The organism is Aggregatimonas sangjinii (genome assembly GCF_005943945.1).
GTDB lineage: Bacteria > Bacteroidota > Bacteroidia > Flavobacteriales > Flavobacteriaceae > Pelagihabitans > Pelagihabitans sangjinii.
The window spans coordinates 3780821-3801000 of record NZ_CP040710.1 but is presented as its reverse complement, the minus strand read 5'-3'; the positions used below and the strand labels follow the sequence as shown (position 1 = coordinate 3801000).

Genomic DNA, 20180 nt, shown 5'->3' with positions numbered 1-20180 from the left:
TCGGGCAGATTTTTTTGTTAGACTTCAGTTATTTGCTACTAATTTTGTTGGACGTATTGGCTAAAATCTTTTTAGCAAGGATAAGAATTCTTAGCCACGAGTAAAAGTTCCCCCTTTGGGGGTTAGGGGGCCTAACTCAACAAGTCGTCCTCCACCGATGGTTTCGGCGGTGTAGGCGTATCGTCATTTCCACCATCGTTGGACGGTGTGTTGCCGTCAGTGGCATAGAACTCCTCGAAAATTTCTTTCATATCGATACCATAACGGTCAGCGAAATTTTTCTGAATGTCGGCATCCTTTACCCGAATTTCCTGTAACGATTCGGCATAACTCGAATAAACACCCTGCATCACTTTTTCATGAACGGGGATATTGTCCATCATTTCCTGACGGGCTTTCGAACTCGCCGTATGCATTGAGGCCAAAGTAGACCCTATATGCTCGTCTGTTTTAACGCCTAAATGTTCTAAGATCGCCGCGAATTCCTGGTCGGTTCGAGCTTTTAAAGCCACCACATATCCATCGTAATACTTGAGACGTTCGTCGGTATCACTCTTCAGTTTGGCGCGATGTGTCTGTAAGTTACTGCGGAGGGAAGTAAGTACTTTGATCGTCAAATTGTGTTTGTGCACAAAACTGTCTTTACTGGCGGCCAAAGTGGTGTAGGCATTCTTCAATCCTTCCAACTCCTCTACTTTCTGTTCGATGGTAGTTACCTTGCCGATGGCCTCGGAGTAGGCCGAGGATTGCTTATCGGATATTTCTTCCAAAGCCTGTCTGGCCTGCTTTAACAAAGCGTATTGTTCTTCTAGCTTGTCTTCGGTCTCCTTCTTCTTCTCTAAGGATCTCGTATGATTTTTACTGGCTTCGACGATGGCCACTTTTAGTTTTTCCTCGACCTCCTTGATTTCAACCTCACGATTTTTCAACCGGCCCACCGCGGCTTGACTCTTATAGGAAAGTTCGCTGAGCAGGGTTTGAATATCCGCCGATTCGATACGTTCCTGAAACATCGCTTTGGCCTTCATATCGGCCCCGTCCCGCGTTTTTTGAGCAGCGTCTAGCTCTGCTTGGCGGCTTTTGATTTTCGATTTTCGGCCCCATAGGTTGTTCCACCAATTGTCTTTTACCTTTTCGGCATCTTCCAAGGCTATTTTCGCTCGTTCCAGTGCATTTTGGGCGTCATCGATAACTTTTTGCTCGGCGGCATTTAGAGTCGAGAATTTCTCGAATTTTATGCCGACTTCATCCTGGTAATCGGTAAGGTCTTTAATGGCATCTAAGAGTGTAGTGCGATCTTTTTCGGCCATGCCTACCACATCATCAAGGGTAGCGTTCAGTATTTTCTGCCGAACCTCCGGATCGTCTTCCTGTGCCAGTTTCGATTTCATCTGGTCTACGGCCTTTCCCCAATTCACGTCTACTTTTTCTTGTTTGGAGTTCGACTCGGTTTCTAATAAATCAAATTCATCGGCCATAATATGGTGTGTTTTTAGTTGAAGGTTAAGATTTCCGTTTATACTGAAACGAGTTCGGCACAAGCGCGGAAATAAAAAATTTTATAACTCTCGAATTTCGGCAAAAAAACCGAGGTGAAAAAACACTATCGGTGAAGTGTTCTATATATTGGTAGTCTTAAATTCCGTTTTGTTACGTCGGACAAGAATTTTTCACCTGAAGCCACGTTAAGATAATATGTACTTTTGATTTGAAATAGGAGCATACTATGAAGTATTTGATAGGGTTTACACTAATTTTATGCGTTGGGCAGCACATCTTTTCCCAACAAATTACTTGTTCCCCCGCCGACAAACAAGCTGTTGAAGATAAGACCATCCAAATCGACGGTTTACTAGAGAACGATTTTGGCAAAACCGTGGTGGCTATTGGGAAGACTTTTCTTGGTACTCCCTATGTTGCCAAAACACTTGAAATCGGTGAGACTGAAACCTTGGTCGTTAATCTGCATGGTCTTGACTGCACGACCTATGTCGAAAACGTCTTGGCCTTTGGCTTTATGTTGAGGTCAGGTGAATCCACTTTCGAGGACTTTACCGATAACCTGGAAAAAATCCGGTACAAAGATGGAAAATTGGATGGTTATGCCTCGCGATTACACTATTTCTCGGAATGGATCGCGAATAATGAGGCAAAAGGCCTACTAAAGGATATTACAAATGATATAGGGGGCGCCGAAATCACAAAGAAAATCGATTTTATGAGCACCCATCGCGAACTGTATCCCTTTTTGGCAAATGATTCGAATTTCGAAAAAATAAAGGCCTCTGAAAAGTATTTGAACGACCAGCCCCTTTGTATTTTGGCACAAGATCAGATTGCCGCGAACGAGCATCTGATACAATCCGGGGATATCATCGCCTTGACCACCTCGATCAATGGCCTGGATATTACCCACACGGGAATCGCAACCCGAGAGGAAGATGGCCGTATTCATTTGCTACATGCTTCAACGGGCTCGAACGAAGTAGAGGTTTCCGAAGTTCCGCTTGCCGATTACCTTAAAAAAATTAAAAGTAATACGGGGATAATGGTAGCTAGACCACTTCAGAAGGATTAAATAGGCTTTTATTCAGCAAGTAAGTTCTTGATTTCTACCTTTAATTCATCCAGGTCTCGAATGATTATGGACCAAATGATATCATCGGACACCGTATCATAACCATGGCTGATTCTATTTCGGGTGTCGACTATTTTACGTGCGTGTGTTATGGGAAAATTGGGGTCGACTTTTAAAATTCTACTGACCGCCTCACCTATTATTTCTAAATCTCGCTCGATGGCACGTTTTCCTTTAAGGTCTTTTTGGAATTCGAGAAAGTCTCTTTTTCTGGGTAAGAATGAAATTATTTCTTCAATGGCTTGATTTATGTCCTCTAACCAGACGTTGATTTCATTCTCCATAAATCAGAAGTTTGGTCTTGTCTATCTCTTTTTTGAGGAGTTGATTCCGGATGGCTCTCAATTCTAAAAGGTCGATTTTACGATTGAAAATCCTTTCAAGATTGAATTTTAAGTTAAAATATTTGTCCGAGTACGAGAAGGGGTCATTATCATCAATATCCACAACTAAATCGATATCACTATCGGTTCGAAGTTGATTTTTCAGCACGGAACCAAATGCAAATAGCGATTTGACTCCGTTTGAGATACACAGTTTATTAATCTGGTCGATATGTTCGTTTATCTGGTTCATAGCTGTTGATACTCAAAGATAATAAAATGTTCTTTCGAATCTTTAGCTAATAATAGCCTTTGTTGAGTTGTATATTTTCTGGACATAAAAGAGTACAAATTGTATCCAGGAATCTCCATGATAAGCTAACGAAACAGAAATGGGATAATAGCGTTTCGATTATTATGAAGTTAACCGCCACGGTGGATTCTTTCGATTTACACCCCCGTGAAATAAGATGATTTGATTCCCGTCCAAGTCCCGTAACCTAGCTTCACGCCATAACCATTTTTTGTCCTTGGGCAGCTCATCGAATTCGATTCCATTTTTCAATAGGGTCGTTACGCGTTCGTCGAGGTCAATACATTCAAAATAGACATAGATTCCATCCCCTTTTGGCAATTCGGTAACCTTATGAATCGAGAAAGTAGCGTCACCTTCGGGACATTCATACCGCGCATAGTCGGGAATAGCATCTACAATCAATTGAAGCCCTAACTTTTGATAAAAAGGAACCGATTTATGTAAATCGAGCGAGGGTACGGTTATTTGATTGAGGTTCATAATTTAAATCATCAATTCGCTAAGCCCATTAAATACTTTTTCGGGGTAGTGCCATACTTTTTCTTAAAGGCAGCGATAAAATGGCTTGCGGTACTGTATCCCACTTTCAAACCTACCTCGTTTACATTGTGTTGGCCGGTTTCCAGCATCTTTCGAGCATAGTCCATTTTATAATCAAAAAGAAAACTAAATACCGAGTCCCCATAAATCTGTTTGAAGCCCTCTTTTAATTTTTTCATCGAGAGCCCGATTTCCTCTGAAAGCTCGGTCAAAGTCGGGGGTTCCGCCATACGGGAAATCATAATTTCCTTGGCTTTGCGAATACGCCGCACATTATCTTCGTCTACCAAGAACGGGCATTGCTCGATATCAGCATCGGGACTTTTATTGAAATAGAGCGAGATAAGTTCGTACACCTTCCCTTTAATGTAGAGCTCCTTAATGGAAGGATGTAGGTTGTAATTGATTATCTGGCTTAGGATAACCGCGATAGCGGGACCCACCCCTTCCTGCGCATAGTATTTTTTATCTTTAGTATCCGCACTCAGAAAGGGAATGTAATCCGCTTCTTTAGAGAAAAGGGAGTGGAATTTCCGAATGGTCATTACCACCGAGACCAACCAGGAGTTGGCGTTCAATTCCAAATTCAAAGGAAGGTCTACTTGGGTGTTGTACAAGAGTAGCGAGTTTTCTTCCGAGACTTCGAGGGCATAGCGTCCTTCATTAAATACAAATGTAGCACTGCCCTTTAAGCAAAAATGGAATTGAATAAAGGAGCTATCGATTTCCCGACTAACCTTCTGTATTTCAGGAGTATCGTTCTGTATTTTCAATACGAAAAACCCATCTTCGATGAGTACTTCCTGAAAAGAACCTTGGGCGACATTTTTTGCTTCCATGGGATACTATTTTAAAACCAATCTATTTAGAACTATTCTAAACAAAGGAGATGTCAAGCTCCGAAAAGACTATAAAAATAGTGTATTTTGGATAAAAATGACCCAAAGAGTTTTGAAAAAACTCGAAACGATACTTATTGTTCCGCTAGCGTTATTTTTTCAGCGAAGATGCTCTTATTTTTGCAGTCGTTTGCAAGATGCATGAAGGATTACCACATTTCAAGACACAATTCGTTCTACACCATAGGCCTGAACTACAAAAAGGCAGATGCCGTCGTTCGTGGTAAGTTTAGCCTAAGTGAAGAAGCTTTGAAACGGCTTTTGAAGCAAGCCAAGGAGCAGGGAATAGACGGCCTTCTAGCCACCTCTACCTGCAACCGTACTGAACTGCACGGTTTTGCCCAGCATCCCTTTCAACTGATTAAATTACTTTGCGATAATACGCTTGGTTCCGTGGAGGAATTCCAGGAGGTCGCCTATGTATATAAGAATAAAGAGGCCATTGGGCATTTATTTCGTGTTGGGACTGGATTGGATAGTCAGATTCTGGGTGATTTCGAAATCATCAGTCAGCTGCGTTCCAGTTTTAATAGGTCGAAAAAGCAGGGTATTGCAAATCCGTTTATAGAACGCTTATGCAATTCCATTATTCAAGCGAGTAAACGCATTAAGAACGAGACGGGTATTTCATCGGGCGCAACCTCGGTAGCTTTTGCGTCGGTACAGTACATCATCAAAAATGTACCGGATATTTCAAACAAGAATATTTTACTTTTCGGAACGGGCAAAATAGGGAGAAATACTTGCGAAAATCTTATAAAACATTCGAAGAACACCCATATTACCTTGATCAACCGCACCAAGGACAAGGCGGAGAAAATAGCGGTCAAGTTCAATCTGTTGGTGAAAGATTATGGGGATTTGCAAACCGAAATCCGTGGTGCCGATGTGCTGGTCGTCGCAACCGGGGCACAATCGCCTACGATTTCTAAAGACCTCATCCATACTAAAAAGCCTTTGTTGATCTTAGACCTTTCGATTCCCAAAAATGTGGCGGACGGGGTAAGTGAAATGAACAATGTAACTGTTATTCACTTGGATGACCTCTCTCAAATGACCGACAGCACTTTGGCCCGTAGGAAAAAATTCATTCCGCAGGCCGAAGGTATCATCGACGAGGTAAAACACGATTTTACCCAATGGCTTGAAACCCGGAAATTCGCGCCCGTCATCAAAGCGCTCAAAAGAAAATTGAAAACTATAAAAGAGGAAGAACTCGATTACCAATCGAAGAAAATATCGGACTTCAATGTCGATCAAGCCGATGTCATCTCTGACCGTATCATCCAAAAAATCACAAAGCAGTTTGCCAACCATTTGAAGGATGACGAGGTCGATTCCGATACCAGTTTGCAACTTATCCAAAAGGTTTTTCAACTAGAAATAGATTCCCATAAATGAAAGAGAAGGTAATCCGAATTGGTACCCGCGATAGCGAATTGGCGCTCTGGCAGGCAAATACCGTGAAAGACCAATTGGAAGCTTTGGGGAACAAAACCGTTTTGGTGCCCATCAAATCGACCGGGGATTTGGTTTTGGATAAACCGCTGTACGAACTTGGAATCACTGGAATTTTTACCAAAACCCTAGATGTCGCCATGATAAAGGGTGAAATAGATATCGCCGTGCATTCCCTAAAGGACGTACCTACCAAACTACCGGAAGGCATCGTACAGGCGGCGGTATTGGAGCGGGGAAATTTTTACGATATCCTTGCCTATAAAGACAATCAAGAATTCCTTGCCGAAAGGGAAGCGACCATAGCGACCGGAAGTCTACGAAGAAAGGCGCAATGGCTGAACCGCTATCCGACCCACACGGTGGTAGGGCTTCGCGGCAACGTGAACAGTAGGCACGAAAAATTGGAGCAGAGCAATTGGAACGGGGCCATTTTTGCCGCTGCAGGACTAGAGCGCATTGGTCTGGAACCGGAAAACACGATTGGTCTTACGTGGATGCTCCCTGCACCCGCCCAAGGTGCCGTAATGATCGCGGCCATGGAGCATGATGAGTTCGTACGAGCTGCATGTGAAGAACTGAACCATAGGCCAACGGAAATCTGCACGAGCTTGGAGCGTGAATTTCTACGAATTTTGGAAGGCGGTTGTAGTGCTCCCATAGGGGCATTGGCATTGATAAAAGAAGAAGAGATTACCTTAAAAGGGGTGTTGTTGAGCGTTGACGGTACCAAGAAATTGGAAATCGAGAAAACGGCGGAAATAGGAAAACATGAGGGACTCGCACAAAGTTGTGCAGACCATATTTTAAACCGCGGTGGCAAACGGTTAATGAACGACTTGGTCGAGATTGAGCAACGCCCAACCGTCTTTTCTACCAAAAAACTGACCTCCGAGCAACAGCAGCAATTCGATAAACGCATGAAAGTCGACTCTGACGACTTCGTGAAAATTTACCTGAACCGTATTCCGGCTGCAGCGCTTCGGAACGAGATTCAAAATGTGGTCATCACCAGTAAAAATGCGGTGGAAGCGCTTTTGGCGAGTGTTGACCCGAGTACCTTGAAATTCACCAATATTTATTGCGTTGGCCGTAGGACAAAGAAATTGATCGAAGCCCGAATCGGAAAGGTAACCCACGTGGACAGGAATGCCAAGGCCCTCGCTGAACATCTGGTAGATTATATGGAAGGCCTTGAAGTAACATATTTTTGCAGTAGCATCCGTTTGGATGAACTGCCCGATATCCTTACCGAAAATAATATCACAGTCCACGAGGTAGAAGCGTATGAGACCAAGCTCTCGCCGGTAAAAGTACCGGACGGTGTGAAGCGGATGTTGTTTTTCAGTCCGTCTACGGTAGAGAGTTTTCTCTTGAAGAATACCCCGGGCAAAAGGGTGGCGTATTGCATTGGGGAAACAACTGCAAAAGTTGCAAGAAAGCATTTTGAAAAAGTATTGGTGGCCGAGTTGCCTTCGGTAACAGATGTCATCAAGTTGGTGAACACGAAAACGGGATAATTGAGATTAATGTCACGTCGGGCCGAGTCGAAGCGGATGGAATATGATAGCCATTGCTATCAAGTCTTGAAAGCGTTCTGACTGACAAAGAAGAAACGAGATGAAATTGAAAAACGACCTATTCCTTCGAGCCTTAAAAGGTGAAACTGTAGACCGACCTCCCGTTTGGATGATGCGTCAAGCAGGCCGCTATTTGCCCGAGTTTATGGAAATCAAGAAGAAGTATGATTTCTTTACCCGTTGCCAGACACCCGAATTGGCCTCGGAGATTACGGTACAGCCCATTCGCAGGTATGGGATGGATGCCGCAATCCTATTTTCCGATATTTTGGTGATACCGCAAGCCATGAACATCGAAGTGCAGATGAAACCGGATTTTGGTCCGTACCTGCCCAATCCCGTGCGTACGCAGGCGGCGGTCGACGAAGTGGTCATTCCCGATGTACATCAGGAACTGAATTATGTGATGCAGGCTATTCAAGTGACCAAGGAAAAGCTGAACGATGAGATTCCGTTGATCGGTTTCGCTGGTTCCCCATGGACGATTTTATGCTATTGCGTACAGGGTCAAGGAAGCAAAAATTTCGATAAGGCGAAGGAATTCTGTTTTACGAATCCAAGTGCGGCCCACCAATTATTACAAAAAATCACCGATACCACGATTGCCTATTTGCAAGCAAAGGTGGCGGCCGGGGTAAATGCGGTGCAGGTTTTTGATTCGTGGGGCGGGATGCTTTCCCCTGTCGACTATCAGGAATTTTCTTTCCAATACATACAACAGATCGTAGCTGCGCTAAAGGATGAAGCTCCGGTCATCGTTTTCGGAAAAGGCTGTTGGTTCGCTTTGGGCGACATGGCGAAATCCGGCGCCGCCGCTTTGGGGGTGGATTGGACGTGTTCCGCTAGAAATGCTAGATATCTTAGCGGAGGCAATATTACCTTACAAGGAAATTTCGATCCCTCGCGACTGTTGTCGCGACCTGCCGAGATTAAAAGAATGGTGACCGAAATGATCAATGCGTTCGGAAAGGATAAATACATCGTAAATTTAGGACACGGCATATTGCCGAATATCCCTGTTGACAACGCCAGGGCCTTTGTTGATGCGGTGAAGGAGTATACGGTTTAAGATTAAAAACATTAATTCAAGAAAAATTTTTCGGAATGAGGGTAGTTGTCATTCGGTTTTAAATGGAAGTGGTATTCATTTTAAAATCCAAATACCACAACTAATCATATGGCTTATCCCGATGGTAAGGACGAATTAAATATGATTTCCGGTGAATATTTCACAATTGACGTTTTGCAACTCTCAGATGCACCGTCGCTATCAAAAATGATGGTTGAAAACCGATCTCGATTTCAACGATTCTTTCCCTACACGCTTGCACAAAACTTGACCCCGGCCGCCTCGGAGGAATACATCCAACGAAAAAAGAAACAAAATACCGAACGAACCGAGTTCACATGGACGATTCGAGATAAAAAAACAACAAAAATAGCCGGACTCATTATTTTGAAGGAGTTGGATTGGAAAAGGGGTGTTGGTGAACTTGCGTATTGCATTGGACAAAAGTTTGAAGGCCTTGGTTGGGTAACACGGACGGTTGAGACAATTACCAAATATGCCTTTTCCGAATTGCGGTTGCGAACACTTCAGATCATTACACACAAAACGAACATCGGCAGCATAAGGGTGGCGGAAAAATGTGGGTTTCAATGGCAGAAAAAATTAGTAAAATCTTATACAGCGCCTGACGGAATCGCCTTGGATATGGAATTGTACGAGCGGTATACCGACCCGGAGGCTTCCGGGCGTTAAAGATACTTTTAACCTTATTTTAAGAATCATTTTTCGTAATATTGGAACCATTCCAAAAATCCAACACGATATGAAATCAAATTTTTTACTCAGCTGCCTCGCGGCCTTAGTGTTTAATGGCGTGCTTCTGGGTCAAATGACCAAAACCGCCTCTGTAGAAGGGATTACCGAATACCAAATGGACAACGGTCTCAAAGTATTGCTCTTCCCTGACAACTCCGCGCAAACCATCACGGTCAATATTACCTATTTGGTAGGTTCACGACATGAAGGATATGGCGAGAAAGGCATGGCCCACCTTTTAGAGCACATGGTGTTCAAGGGTACCCCGAATCATCCGGACATTCCTAAAGAGTTAAGTTCCCATGGTGCAAGGCCCAATGGTACTACATGGTACGACCGCACCAATTATTTCGAAACCTTTAATGCGACGGACGAGAACCTGGAATGGGCATTGGATTTGGAAGCAGATCGAATGGTGAACTCCTTTATCGCAAAAAAGGATTTGGACTCCGAATTTAGTGTGGTGCGCAATGAGTTCGAAAGTGGGGAGAACGATCCCACCGGTGTACTTATGGAAAAGACGATAGACGCTGCTTACTTATGGCATAACTACGGTAAATCAACCATTGGTAACCGTTCCGACATCGAGCGTGTGCCCATCGAGAATTTAAAGGCTTTCTACAAAGCCTTCTATCGACCCGATAATGCCGTTTTGATGGTAACGGGAAAATTTGACCCGGAGAAAACCATGAAATTGATCGAGGAAAAGTTCGGAAAATTGGAAAAACCTGCGACCCCAATACGCCAATCCTATACCGAAGAACCAGCCCAGGATGGTGAAAAAACCGTTAGTGTAAGCCGAACGGGCGATTTGCAATTGGTTTCGGCATTGTACCACACCCCGGCAGGATCGGATGTTGATTATGCTGCCATGGCCATAGTTGAAAATGTATTAACCGATGAGCCCTCAGGACGTTTGTACAAGGCTTTGGTAGAAAGTAAAAAGGCGTCATCATTATGGTCTTTTTCCCCATTTACTAAAGAACCTGGCTTTCTCTATATCAATGTGGATGTACCTTCCGAAAAAGACGCCGATGAGGTAAATAAGACCCTTCGAGAAACATTGGATGCGCTAAAAGACAACCCGATTACACAAGAGGAATTGGACAGGGCCAAATCGAATATTGCGAAACGAATCGATCAAATAAGCCGTAACTCGGCTTACTTAGGAACCTACATGAGTGAGTTTATCGGAGCAGGCGATTGGCGATTGGCCTTTATCTACAGAGATCGCGTCGAGGAAATGTCTTTGGAAGATGTAAACGCGGCCATGACGAAATACTTGATTCCTACCAACCGTACGATGGGTAGATTTTATCCTACCAAAACACCTGTGCGCGTAGAAATTGGCCATACCCAAGATTTGGACAAATTGGTCGCAGACTATAAAGGAAAGGAAGGTATGGGTACCGGCGAGGCTTTCGACGTGGCGCACGATGCCATTCAGGAAAGACTTAAAACCGGCCAACTGGCCAATGGGGTCGATTATGGTTTTATCGAAAAAAATAACCGTGGCAATACCGTCACCTTAAGTTTTAGCGGCCGTAACGGCGATGTAAATAGCTTGATGAACAAAGGCGTCGTCCCGTCTTTTACGGCCAATATGTTGAACAAGGGAACCACTGAAAAAACACGTCAGGAAATAGAGGATGAATTGGCAAAACTAAAAAGCTCGATCAACTTTAGGGGGGGCAACGGCAATATCTATGCAAACATCAGTACGAAGGAGGAGGACTTGATGCCAACCTTGGAGTTGATGGCACATATGCTGAAAAATCCCGCTTTTGATGCGGCCGAATTAGAGAAATTGAAAACAGAGGAGTTGGCACAAATCGAAAGTTACAAGAACGAGCCACAGTTCATTGCCTCGAATAAGGTACGACTGATCAACAATACATATCCTAAAGGGCATCCCAATTACACTATGGGCATTGAAGAGCGCGTGGCTGCCATAAAAGCGCTCACCATCGACGACATCAAAAAATTCTACAATGAGTTTTACGGACTAGGAAAATCGATTTTGGTCGGTATCGGGAATGTTGATGCCGAGGCTGTAGGCGCCTTCATCGAAAAGGAGTTCGGGAACTTCGATAGTAACATGGCCTATGAACAAATCGCGAATCCGTATAAGGCGAATAAGGCCGTGAACGAGGACGTTATCACGCCGGACAAGCAAAATGCTATGACATTTGGTGCCTTAGGAGTTGAAATGAGCGAATACAGCGATGACTATCCGGCTATGAACATCGCAGCAACTATTTTAGGGGGAGGCTTTCTTAATTCCCGAATAGCTGATCGTCTACGTCAAAAAGATGGGGTAAGCTACGGTGCCGGAGCGGGTTTTCAGGCCGATGGCAATAAAGAAGATGCCAATTCGGGCATGTATTTGTATGCGATCTATGCGCCCGCCAATTACGACAAAGTACAGTTGGGTTTTAAAGAAGAGATTGCAAGATTCATCAAGGACGGTATCACCGAAGAGGAGTTGAAGAATGCCGTAAACGGATGGATTCAGGCCCAAAGCGTATCGAGGGCCAAGGACAACGAACTGTCTAGCTTGATCAACAACAATATTTTCTATGATCGCGATATGGATTTTCAAAAAGAACTTGAAGAAAAGGTAAGCAAGCTTACCGTTGCCGATGTGAATGCTGCTATCAAAAAGTATGTACAGCCTTATGAAAAGTGGACTGTTGTAAACGCCGGGGATTTTAAAAAGGAATAGGCGTTTATATCTCTCCTAATTGTATCGAAAGCCTAAGGCCGCCATGGGAAAAAGGCCTTGGGTTTTTTAGTTTTAAATGTGTAAAGATATATCTCAAACAATGACCATGAAAAATATATTGTACGCTGTATTGATTGTCGCAAGTATTTCCTGCGAAGGCCTAACCGAGAAAAAAATGTCCGTCGAGACGCAGGTGGTAGAAACCGCCATTGTTCAGATCGATGAAGGCTATGATCCCCAAGCAGTGCTCGACACTCTTGGTATCGTATTGAAAGAACCTGGAATACCTGTGGCAAGTTACGTACATGCGGTACGCACTGGCGATCTCCTTTTTTTGGCGGGCAAAGGCCCCAAAAAGGATGATGGTGAAAATGTTGTGGGCAAATTAGGTGCTGACTTGACCCTGGAAGAGGGGTATGAAGCGGCCCGCTGGGCAGCAATTAACCAACTGGCTGTTTTAAAGGCTGAATTGGGGAATCTGAACAGGATAAAAAGAATCGTAAAGGTAAAGGGTATGGTGAACGCTGTACCTGAATTTACCGATCATTCAAAGGTGATAAACGGTTATTCCGACTTGATGGTACAAGTTTTTGGGGATAGGGGCAAACATGCCCGCGCTGCCGTAGGTATGGGCTCTTTGCCCGGTAATATGGCCGTTGAGGTTGAGATGGTGGTCGAGGTGGTAGACTAACATCGGGGCTTCCTTTTACGGTGGGCTATCATCCCAATAATCGTATTTTGGTTTTCAAAGGAATTTTCCTGAAATCAAAACTATAGTAGCCTCGGCAAGAATCGAACTTGCATCTAAAGTTTAGGAAACTTCTATTCTATCCATTGAACTACGAGGCCGCTTAAATGGATGGCAAAAATAATTTTTTTAACCATACCGTGCTAGCATAAAAGCACCTTTTCATTTTACAAGTTCAATTCCAATCCCAACTTAAGAACCGGCCGTCTCAGAAGGGTTTAAAAGAGTGAGAGATATAATTTCAAAATTTTGCCTACTGCCTACTGCCTACCGCTTAGTCCCCCTTCTTGCCCAAATCTCATACATCGGCTCTCCTTTGCTGTTATTGCCGGTATGGTGCCAATCGCCATCCTTCAACTCATAATTGAACTTCAACTCGGCACCGACCCTGGAATCGTCCCTTGAGAAGAATTGAATTTTTTCGGAGTAGACACCATTCTCCGACGAAAAATACCCACCACCGGTTCCGGAGAACTTCATGGTTTCAGTACGGTAAGCAATCCATTGAAAAGTGTTGTCCTGAAGCACTTTTAGCGTTTTTCGCGCATTGGTATCATCCCTTCGCTCTTGACCGTTATCAGGGCCTCTAGTGGCGAAGAGCCAATGGCCGTCAAGCTCCTGTTCCAGATTTTCCGGAGCGAGATATTCCTGTTGTGGTGTTGTGTGAAGAACAAGTTTATCGCCATGAAAAGTATAAGGGAAGGCTACTTTCGTAATGGAATCTTGCTCATAATTTGAATTGAATTCCAAATCTACCTTAAGCGTATCTTGTTGAATGGTAAAATAACCACCAATGGTCTTAACGAATTTGTTCGGATTGGTTTCATAAATGTTTTGAATCAGGTAATTCTCGTTGATTTTTAGTTCGTGTTTCACCCTTTTCCCATCGGTTATCTCTTGAAAATAGTAGACATTTGACGGAATTTGGGCATACGTAATAGCGGTATGGCTAAAAGTCAGCAGAAAAATTAGGGGCAGTAGCTTATTTCTCGTTTTCATCATAGTATAAATATGTTTGCAATAGGAAATCTAAAATACTAAAAATTAGTCCTTTAGTTTAAAAATGGGTTTATGAATAGACCTAATCGAACTAATTTTATGCTATGGCGGAATTTTTTTATTAAAAACTCCGTTTTTTTCTTTTCATTTGTTTCTGAGAACGTGGCAGCTTTCTTCAGATGTATTTTTCGTGGTCTCGGCCACCAGACGGTAGATTTTTTAGTCATTCTTTAAGTATGTAATTATGGACAAGCACGCGCATTTAAGAAGAGTAATCGTCGATTTTAAAAAGTTGACGCCAGAGGTACTAAAGCTTACGGTGGAGCGCTACCCAGATGGGTACGATGATCGCGATATCATTTCGTTTCGCAATGCTCATGGTGACCGAATCGAGGCGGTGGAAGTACTCACCGAGGATACCAAGTATTTGGTAAAAATCAGCGAGAAGTTGGAGTATACGATGGAAAATTATGATGAAAGCGATTATGAGGATTTCGATGACGATGATCCTGAAGCTGTCGTTGCTCCCAAACCTGAAGATATGGTGGATGGGGATGACGAAGACCAATAAGCTGAATTTTGCTTAATTCCGTATTTTCTAGTTAGATACACTATTTTTTCATACCGCATTTAAGGTTGTTCGGAGCGGATAGAATATACCAATAGTGCCTTTCTTGGAAATGAAATTAAATACGACATATATTGAACGATTTAAAAATAATAGGAAGTGAAGAGTGGTGTGTTTTTGAGAATTTGGGCATTCCGGCCATCAAGGCGCGGGTAGATTCCGGAGCAAAAACCTCATCGATTCAAGCAACCAACATAAAAGCCTATAGCAAAGACGCCCAGGAGTGGGTAAAGTTCGAGGTAAATCCCATTCAGGAGAATAGGAGTATTGCTATTCAATGTGAGGCGCGACTTGTAGATCGTCGTATGGTAAAGAGCTCCTCCGGTATTTCCGAGGAGCGCTTCGTGGTCAAAACCCCCGTAACGATCGGAGAGGAAACCTTTGAAATAGAGCTGACCTTGGCCAATCGGGATACCATGGAATTTCGGATGTTGCTGGGTCGAGAGGCTCTAAACGAAAGGTATATCGTGAACCCGGCCTTGTATTATCAGCAGCGGGCCTTTACCGATGCCGATGTGTATCGAAAATATGCACCGTTCTACAAAGAAAAGACTGGATTGAAAATCGCCTTGTTGGCAAGCAACCCGGAGCTTTATAGCAACAAACGCATTGTTGAGGCCGCAATGGCGAGAGGTCATGAAATCGTTTTCCTGAACGTTGAGCTGGCCTATATGAAACTGGATGCCCACTCCCCGGAAATACGGTATCGCGGTGGAAATATCCTTAAGGAGTTCGATGCGGTCATCCCAAGGATCAAGCCTTCCGTCACCTTTTATGGCTGTGCCTTGATCCGTCAGTTCGATAATCTTGGGGTGTATTGCCAAAATTCCGCGGAAGCGATTACCCAGTCAAGGGACAAACTCTTCGCATCGCAGCTGTTTTCCAAAAACGATATTCACATCCCGATTACCGGCTTTGCCAAATCACCGATGGATACCAAGGACTTGATCAAAATGGTGAACGGAGCGCCTTTGATCATCAAATTGCTGGAAAGTACACAGGGCAAGGGTGTGGTGCTTGCCGAGACCAACAAGGCCGCCGAGAGTGTGATTAACGCATTTAAGAGTGTCAATACGAATATTTTGGTCCAGGAATTTATCAAAGAGGCCAACGGTCAGGACATTCGCTGTTTCGTTATCAATAATAAGGTAGTGGCCTCGATGCAACGCCAAGCCACTAAAGGTGAATTTCGTGCGAACATTCACCAAGGGGGTACCGCTTCGATTATTAAAATTACCCAAGAGGAGAAAAAATTGGCTGTAAAGGCGGCCAAAGTGCTGAACCTCGCTGTGGCCGGTGTGGATATCATCCGTTCGAACAAAGGTCCGTTGTTGTTAGAGGTCAATTCCTCACCCGGTTTGGAAGGCATTGAAAATGCGACTGGAAAGGATATTGCCAATGAGATGATCGTAGCGATCGAGAAGAAATTGAAGTTTAGTATTTAAACGACCTTTCACACCGTATTCAACTGCGGGAAGCTGATTTTTTTCGCTACTTTAACGGCATGAATCCTATACTTCAATATTTACTGGTCGAACGTGCTAAAAGCAAGCTAAAAGGCCAAGTTTCGCAAGAAAAAATCTCAAAGAAGCAAATTGCTACCGAAGTAAGGGCCGGACAAGTAGAATTGGTACATGCCTTACGGGAAATACTGTTCATCGCCATCGGCATATTCGCCGCCGGCTTTGGTTTAAGGGGGTTTTTATTGCCGAATAGCTTTATTGATGGCGGAGCTACGGGGCTTTCACTATTATTACGGGTCTTTTATGACATTCCTCTTGGGGTTTTCCTCATCGCCGTAAACGTTCCCTTTGTCTTTCTGGGGGCCAGGGTAATTGGTACCAAATTCGCTATCAAGAGTATTTGTGCGATTTTGGTGCTTGCTATAGTCGTTCATTTTTTGCATTTGCCGACCATTACCGAAGATAAGCTGCTTATCGCGTTTTTTGGGGGATTTTTTCTAGGCTTGGGCATTGGTATGACCATGCGGGGCGGAGGGGTTATTGATGGTACCGAAGTACTGGCCATTTACCTGAGTAGAAAATGGCATTTGACTGTTGGCGATATCCTGCTGTTCATCAATATCATCATCTTCTCTATTGGGGCATATTTGCTTTCCGTTGAAGTTGCGCTCTATGCTATCTTGACGTATCTGGTCGCCGCCAAGACAGTCGATTATGTGGTAGATGGGGTCGAGGAATATATAGGAGTGACTATTATTTCCGAGAAGAGCGAGGATGTAAGACAGATGATTACCGAAAAAATGAGACGGGCTTGCACCATTTATTTAGGCAAAGGGGGGTATCGGGATAATCGCGGCACCGTTGAAATCGTCTTTACCGTACTTACCCGATTAGAGATCGCCAAGCTGAGCACCGAATTGGACAAAATCGACAAAAAGGCTTTTGTGATGATGAACGTGGTCAAGGACATCAAAGGCGGTATGATCAAAAGAAAACCACTAAAGTAACGGTGCCTATTTCAAATGGTCTAACATCTCGGTAGTGGTCTTTTCCAAATCAAATTCGGCCTGCCATCCCCAATCGTCCCGAGCCGCGGAATCATCGATACTCCCTGGCCATGAATCGGCGATAGCCTGCCTAAAATCAGGAGCGTACTCCATTTTGAAATCCGGAAGCTGTTTTTGAATGCTCTTGGCCACCTGTGCGGGGGTAAAACTCATGGCCGCCAGGTTGTAGGAGGAGCGCACTTTTATTTTCCCTGTATCACTTTCCATGATTTTCAAAGTGGCTCGGATAGCGTCGTCCATGAACATCATGGGTAGTTCGGTATCCGGTTTTAGAAAACAGCTATACTTGCCGTTGGAAAGGGCTTGGTGGTATACCTCTACGGCATAGTCAGTCGTACCACCACCAGGCATGGTCTTCCAGCTGATAAGGCCGGGATACCTGACACTGCGTATGTCTACCCCGAATTTTCGATGGTAGTATTCACACCAGCGCTCGCCCGACTGCTTGCTGATACCATACACGGTGCTGGGTTGCATAATGGTATGCTGAGGTGTATTTTGCTTAGGGGTGTCGGGTCCGAAAACGGCGATACTGGACGGCCAAAAAATCTTCTTTATTTTTTTATCCTTTCCAAGATTGAGTACATTGAAGAGCGAGTTCATATTCAGGTTCCAGGCCCGCATCGGAAATTTTTCGGCCGTTGCACTGAGCATAGCCGCCATTAGATAGACTTCTTCTATTTCCCAATACGCCACGATTTCCTCCAAAGCATCGAAATCGGTGGCGTCAAGAATCTCAAACGGACCTGATTCCATCAAGTGGTCATCGCCTTCCCGAATATCGCTGGCCACAACTTTATCCCCTCCGTATTTTTCCCTCAGCGTATGGGTAAGTTCCGAGCCTATCTGCCCGCAGGCCCCAATAATCAGTATCGATTTTGACATTTAAAATAGCGTTAAAGAGATATTAGGGTAAAGATAACCGATTCAAAAATCACTACATTAGTCCAATGCAAAGATTATTTTTCTACGGGGTCTTACTGGTCCTTGTCATCTCCTGCAAACAGGAAAAGAAGGAGGTGGCCCAGGAGGTGGTTTCCACTTTCGAAATCGATAACACTGCGTGGCCGAAAAAAGTGGCCATTGACTCCAAGGTAAAACCGATTATTGTTGACTGGAAGGAATTCGATGCCCTAGAGGATAGTTTTGATGCGCTTTATACCGTCGAAAATACGGAAGATTTGACACTGGTCATTGAAGACCTGGAAGTAAAACAGAAGGCTTTGGCGAAGTCTAGATTTCCCAAAGAATTCGATTTACCCCAAATAAAGGGACGGCTAACGCTTTTCAATACCTTTTTGCTGAAAGTAAAAGGAGACCTGTATTACCGACTGGATGTACAAGATTCGGTGCTTGAGATGATCAATGCCTATAATGCCTTACGCAACCAGTTTACTATTATCGTAAATAACACCTTGGACAAAAACCTTATACTAGAGGAGTAGGGTACGGTCATGGCTTATCAAAAAAAAGAGGGGTGTCTAAAAAGTACTTTCAGCCGTCTTTGCGAGGCACGAAGCAATCTGTAACTCGTTGGTGTAAACAGACAGATTACTTCGCCTTGCTCGTAATGACGTATAGGTTATACTTTTTAGACCCCCTCCTTTTTTACCTTCTTTATTTTTCTGATAGTAATCCTAATCTTTTTTCTCTGGGGCAGGAGTGCCGGCCGGTGGGCTTTTTCTCGATTCCAATGCTTGCTTGCTCAAGCTGGCCAGGTTGAAGTTGGGATCAATGGCCAATGCCTCATCTAAAAGTGCAATGGCACCATCAACGTTATTCTTGTCTTTGTTGTATTCTACAAGGGCCTTTAAATGAATAAAGGCCGCCTTAAGGGAGGTTTCGTATGGTTGTTGCCGTTCGTAAAAGGCGTACTTATCTTCCTCTTTGGCATTTGCGATACCATACGCGATGTTTTCAGCGGCTCCTGCGTTATCACCTGTTTGAATTTTTAGGTCTGCCAACTCATAGGCGAGGTATGCCCCGGGATTTCTTTTGTTGAGTACCTCGAACTGTTCCAAAGCGCGTTTGGGTTGATTAAGTGCCTTTAAAGAAATAGCCTTTACCTGTACGGCCAAGTCGGAGTCAGACTCGTTTTTTTCGATTCCGATGGTGTTCAAGGCTTGCAAGTGTTGGTTGTTGTTGGCGTACACATAAGCAAGTGTGTCTTTTCGTGCCGTGGTGGGCGCGATGACGTTTAGATGGGTCAAAGCGGATACGACACCGTTTACATCGCCCTGAAGCCTCATTTCCTTATAAAAGGCTTCATAGTGTTTTTGTAGTTCGTTCGTAGTCTGGGCGCTCATCGAGAGCGTTGCAAGACATAGTAATGCAATTGTAAAACGTTTCATGTATGATTGATTTTGGTGCGCAAAAATATTAAAATTATCCGTAGTTCGCTGTTAAGGAAAGCGTTAAAACAGATGAAAGATGGTTCTTGTAGGTCAAGTGGACTATTGCAAAAATCATTTTAATAGGAAAACGTTCTCTAAGAACATAAAAAAAGGATGCCGATTGGGCATCCTTTTCTATTTAGGTTTGGTCTGTTAAAAATTTAAGCTACCAGTACCCTATCATCGTTTTGATAGGATTTTAATAAACTGGCATAAAACGCGAGACTACGGGAGTCACGATCTAGGCACGATTTTAAAAAATCGCATAAGTTTCGGAACCATAGGTTCGCGCTTAATGTGGGCAGATCGGTGTTGACCGTTTTCGGATCGTACTGTTGATCATCCATCACAATATCCATCTGCACCCTTCTTCGGTGATAATCGATAGATACGTTCGCCGCATTGTAATACTTTTTTAATAGTGCCACATGCAGGTTTTCGAATTTTAGGGGAACTTTCGTCTCGGGGCAACTTTCCGAGATCAGACCCTCTATCTCTAGAAGAATCCGCCTTTTCAAATTGAAATTTTCCATGGCAAAAGTTTTAAATTATAGGATAAAGTTACCACTTAGTCGATG

General features: G+C 43.8%; 20 protein-coding genes and 1 tRNA gene. 11 read left to right on the top strand and 10 right to left on the bottom strand.

The features are described from left to right. Positions 1-131: 131 nt before the first annotated feature. Complete coding sequence (locus FGM00_RS15950; RefSeq protein WP_138853863.1) at positions 132-1478, bottom strand: microtubule-binding protein; 1347 nt, start codon at positions 1476-1478, stop codon at positions 132-134. Between the two features lie 248 nt (positions 1479-1726). On the opposite strand from FGM00_RS15950, the gene FGM00_RS15945 reads away from it, so the two are divergent. Next, positions 1727-2578: an N-acetylmuramoyl-L-alanine amidase-like domain-containing protein gene (locus FGM00_RS15945; RefSeq protein WP_138853862.1), complete on the top strand. Its 852-nt coding sequence runs from the start codon at positions 1727-1729 to the stop codon at positions 2576-2578. 8 nt (positions 2579-2586) lie between these two features. Here FGM00_RS15945 and FGM00_RS15940 read toward each other — a convergent pair whose 3' ends face one another. The 4 genes from FGM00_RS15940 to FGM00_RS15925 all read right to left on the bottom strand — a co-directional run bounded on the left by FGM00_RS15940 (position 2587) and on the right by FGM00_RS15925 (position 4656). Beyond that, positions 2587-2922 carry a HepT-like ribonuclease domain-containing protein gene (locus FGM00_RS15940; protein WP_138853861.1) on the bottom strand — a complete coding sequence of 112 codons (336 nt, stop codon included), beginning with the start codon at positions 2920-2922 and terminating at the stop codon, positions 2587-2589. Further along, the gene (locus FGM00_RS15935) at positions 2912-3214 is read right to left on the bottom strand and encodes a nucleotidyltransferase domain-containing protein (protein ID WP_138853860.1); all 303 of its coding nucleotides are present in this window, start codon (positions 3212-3214) and stop codon (positions 2912-2914) included. The genes FGM00_RS15940 and FGM00_RS15935 overlap by 11 nt, the downstream gene beginning before the upstream one ends. A gap of 162 nt (positions 3215-3376) precedes the next feature. Next, entirely contained in the window at positions 3377-3757 is a 381-nt protein-coding gene (locus tag FGM00_RS15930; RefSeq protein ID WP_138853859.1) for a VOC family protein, read from the bottom strand. 11 nt (positions 3758-3768) lie between these two features. After that, positions 3769-4656 carry an AraC family transcriptional regulator gene (locus FGM00_RS15925; RefSeq protein ID WP_138853858.1) on the bottom strand — a complete coding sequence of 296 codons (888 nt, stop codon included), beginning with the start codon at positions 4654-4656 and terminating at the stop codon, positions 3769-3771. 201 nt (positions 4657-4857) lie between these two features. Between FGM00_RS15925 and hemA the strand changes: the two genes are divergently transcribed. The 6 genes from hemA to FGM00_RS15895 all read left to right on the top strand — a co-directional run bounded on the left by hemA (position 4858) and on the right by FGM00_RS15895 (position 12995). After that, positions 4858-6117, top strand: coding sequence for a glutamyl-tRNA reductase (gene hemA, locus FGM00_RS15920; RefSeq protein ID WP_138853857.1), 1260 nt, complete (start codon positions 4858-4860; stop codon positions 6115-6117). After that, positions 6114-7694, top strand: a complete 1581-nt coding sequence (hemC, locus tag FGM00_RS15915; RefSeq protein ID WP_138853856.1) for a hydroxymethylbilane synthase — start codon at positions 6114-6116, stop codon at positions 7692-7694. Before hemA ends, hemC begins: the two co-directional genes overlap by 4 nt. Before the next feature lie 100 nt (positions 7695-7794). Then, entirely contained in the window at positions 7795-8823 is a 1029-nt protein-coding gene (gene hemE, locus FGM00_RS15910) for a uroporphyrinogen decarboxylase (RefSeq protein ID WP_138853855.1), read from the top strand. Positions 8824-8931: 108 nt separating this feature from the next. After that, positions 8932-9516 carry a GNAT family N-acetyltransferase gene (locus FGM00_RS15905; protein ID WP_175416249.1) on the top strand — a complete coding sequence of 195 codons (585 nt, stop codon included), beginning with the start codon at positions 8932-8934 and terminating at the stop codon, positions 9514-9516. 70 nt (positions 9517-9586) lie between these two features. Then, entirely contained in the window at positions 9587-12304 is a 2718-nt protein-coding gene (locus FGM00_RS15900) for a M16 family metallopeptidase (RefSeq protein WP_138853854.1), read from the top strand. Between the two features lie 106 nt (positions 12305-12410). Next, on the top strand, positions 12411-12995 hold the full coding sequence (locus FGM00_RS15895) for a RidA family protein (RefSeq protein ID WP_138853853.1): 585 nt from the start codon (positions 12411-12413) through the stop codon (positions 12993-12995). An 86-nt stretch (positions 12996-13081) separates the two neighbouring features. Here the strand turns inward: FGM00_RS15895 and FGM00_RS15890 are convergent. Beyond that, a tRNA-Arg gene (locus FGM00_RS15890) sits at positions 13082-13153 on the bottom strand. Positions 13154-13319: 166 nt separating this feature from the next. Beyond that, a complete protein-coding gene (locus FGM00_RS15885; RefSeq protein WP_236262821.1) occupies positions 13320-14054 on the bottom strand; it encodes a hypothetical protein in 735 nt (244 codons plus the stop codon). 241 nt (positions 14055-14295) lie between these two features. Here FGM00_RS15885 and FGM00_RS15880 point away from each other — a divergent pair, with 241 nt between their 5' ends. From FGM00_RS15880 to FGM00_RS15870, 3 genes are all read left to right on the top strand, one after another. After that, positions 14296-14622, top strand: coding sequence for a hypothetical protein (locus FGM00_RS15880; protein ID WP_138853851.1), 327 nt, complete (start codon positions 14296-14298; stop codon positions 14620-14622). A gap of 131 nt (positions 14623-14753) precedes the next feature. After that, positions 14754-16124: a 30S ribosomal protein S6--L-glutamate ligase gene (gene rimK, locus FGM00_RS15875; protein WP_138853850.1), complete on the top strand. Its 1371-nt coding sequence runs from the start codon at positions 14754-14756 to the stop codon at positions 16122-16124. A gap of 59 nt (positions 16125-16183) precedes the next feature. After that, the gene (locus FGM00_RS15870) at positions 16184-17149 is read left to right on the top strand and encodes a YitT family protein (RefSeq protein WP_138853849.1); all 966 of its coding nucleotides are present in this window, start codon (positions 16184-16186) and stop codon (positions 17147-17149) included. A 6-nt stretch (positions 17150-17155) separates the two neighbouring features. Here FGM00_RS15870 and FGM00_RS15865 read toward each other — a convergent pair whose 3' ends face one another. Further along, positions 17156-18094, bottom strand: a complete 939-nt coding sequence (locus tag FGM00_RS15865; protein ID WP_138853848.1) for an NAD-dependent epimerase/dehydratase family protein — start codon at positions 18092-18094, stop codon at positions 17156-17158. A 65-nt stretch (positions 18095-18159) separates the two neighbouring features. Between FGM00_RS15865 and FGM00_RS15860 the strand changes: the two genes are divergently transcribed. Further along, a complete protein-coding gene (locus FGM00_RS15860) occupies positions 18160-18654 on the top strand; it encodes a hypothetical protein (RefSeq protein ID WP_138853847.1) in 495 nt (164 codons plus the stop codon). Positions 18655-18846: 192 nt separating this feature from the next. Here the strand turns inward: FGM00_RS15860 and FGM00_RS15855 are convergent, their stop codons facing one another. Together FGM00_RS15855 and FGM00_RS15850 are read right to left on the bottom strand one after the other, a co-directional pair. Further along, positions 18847-19560 (bottom strand): hypothetical protein, encoded by a 714-nt coding sequence (locus FGM00_RS15855; RefSeq protein ID WP_138853846.1) that lies wholly within the window; start codon positions 19558-19560, stop codon positions 18847-18849. Between the two features lie 203 nt (positions 19561-19763). Further along, a complete protein-coding gene (locus FGM00_RS15850; protein WP_138853845.1) occupies positions 19764-20135 on the bottom strand; it encodes a hypothetical protein in 372 nt (123 codons plus the stop codon). Between the last annotated feature and the right edge of the window lie 45 nt (positions 20136-20180).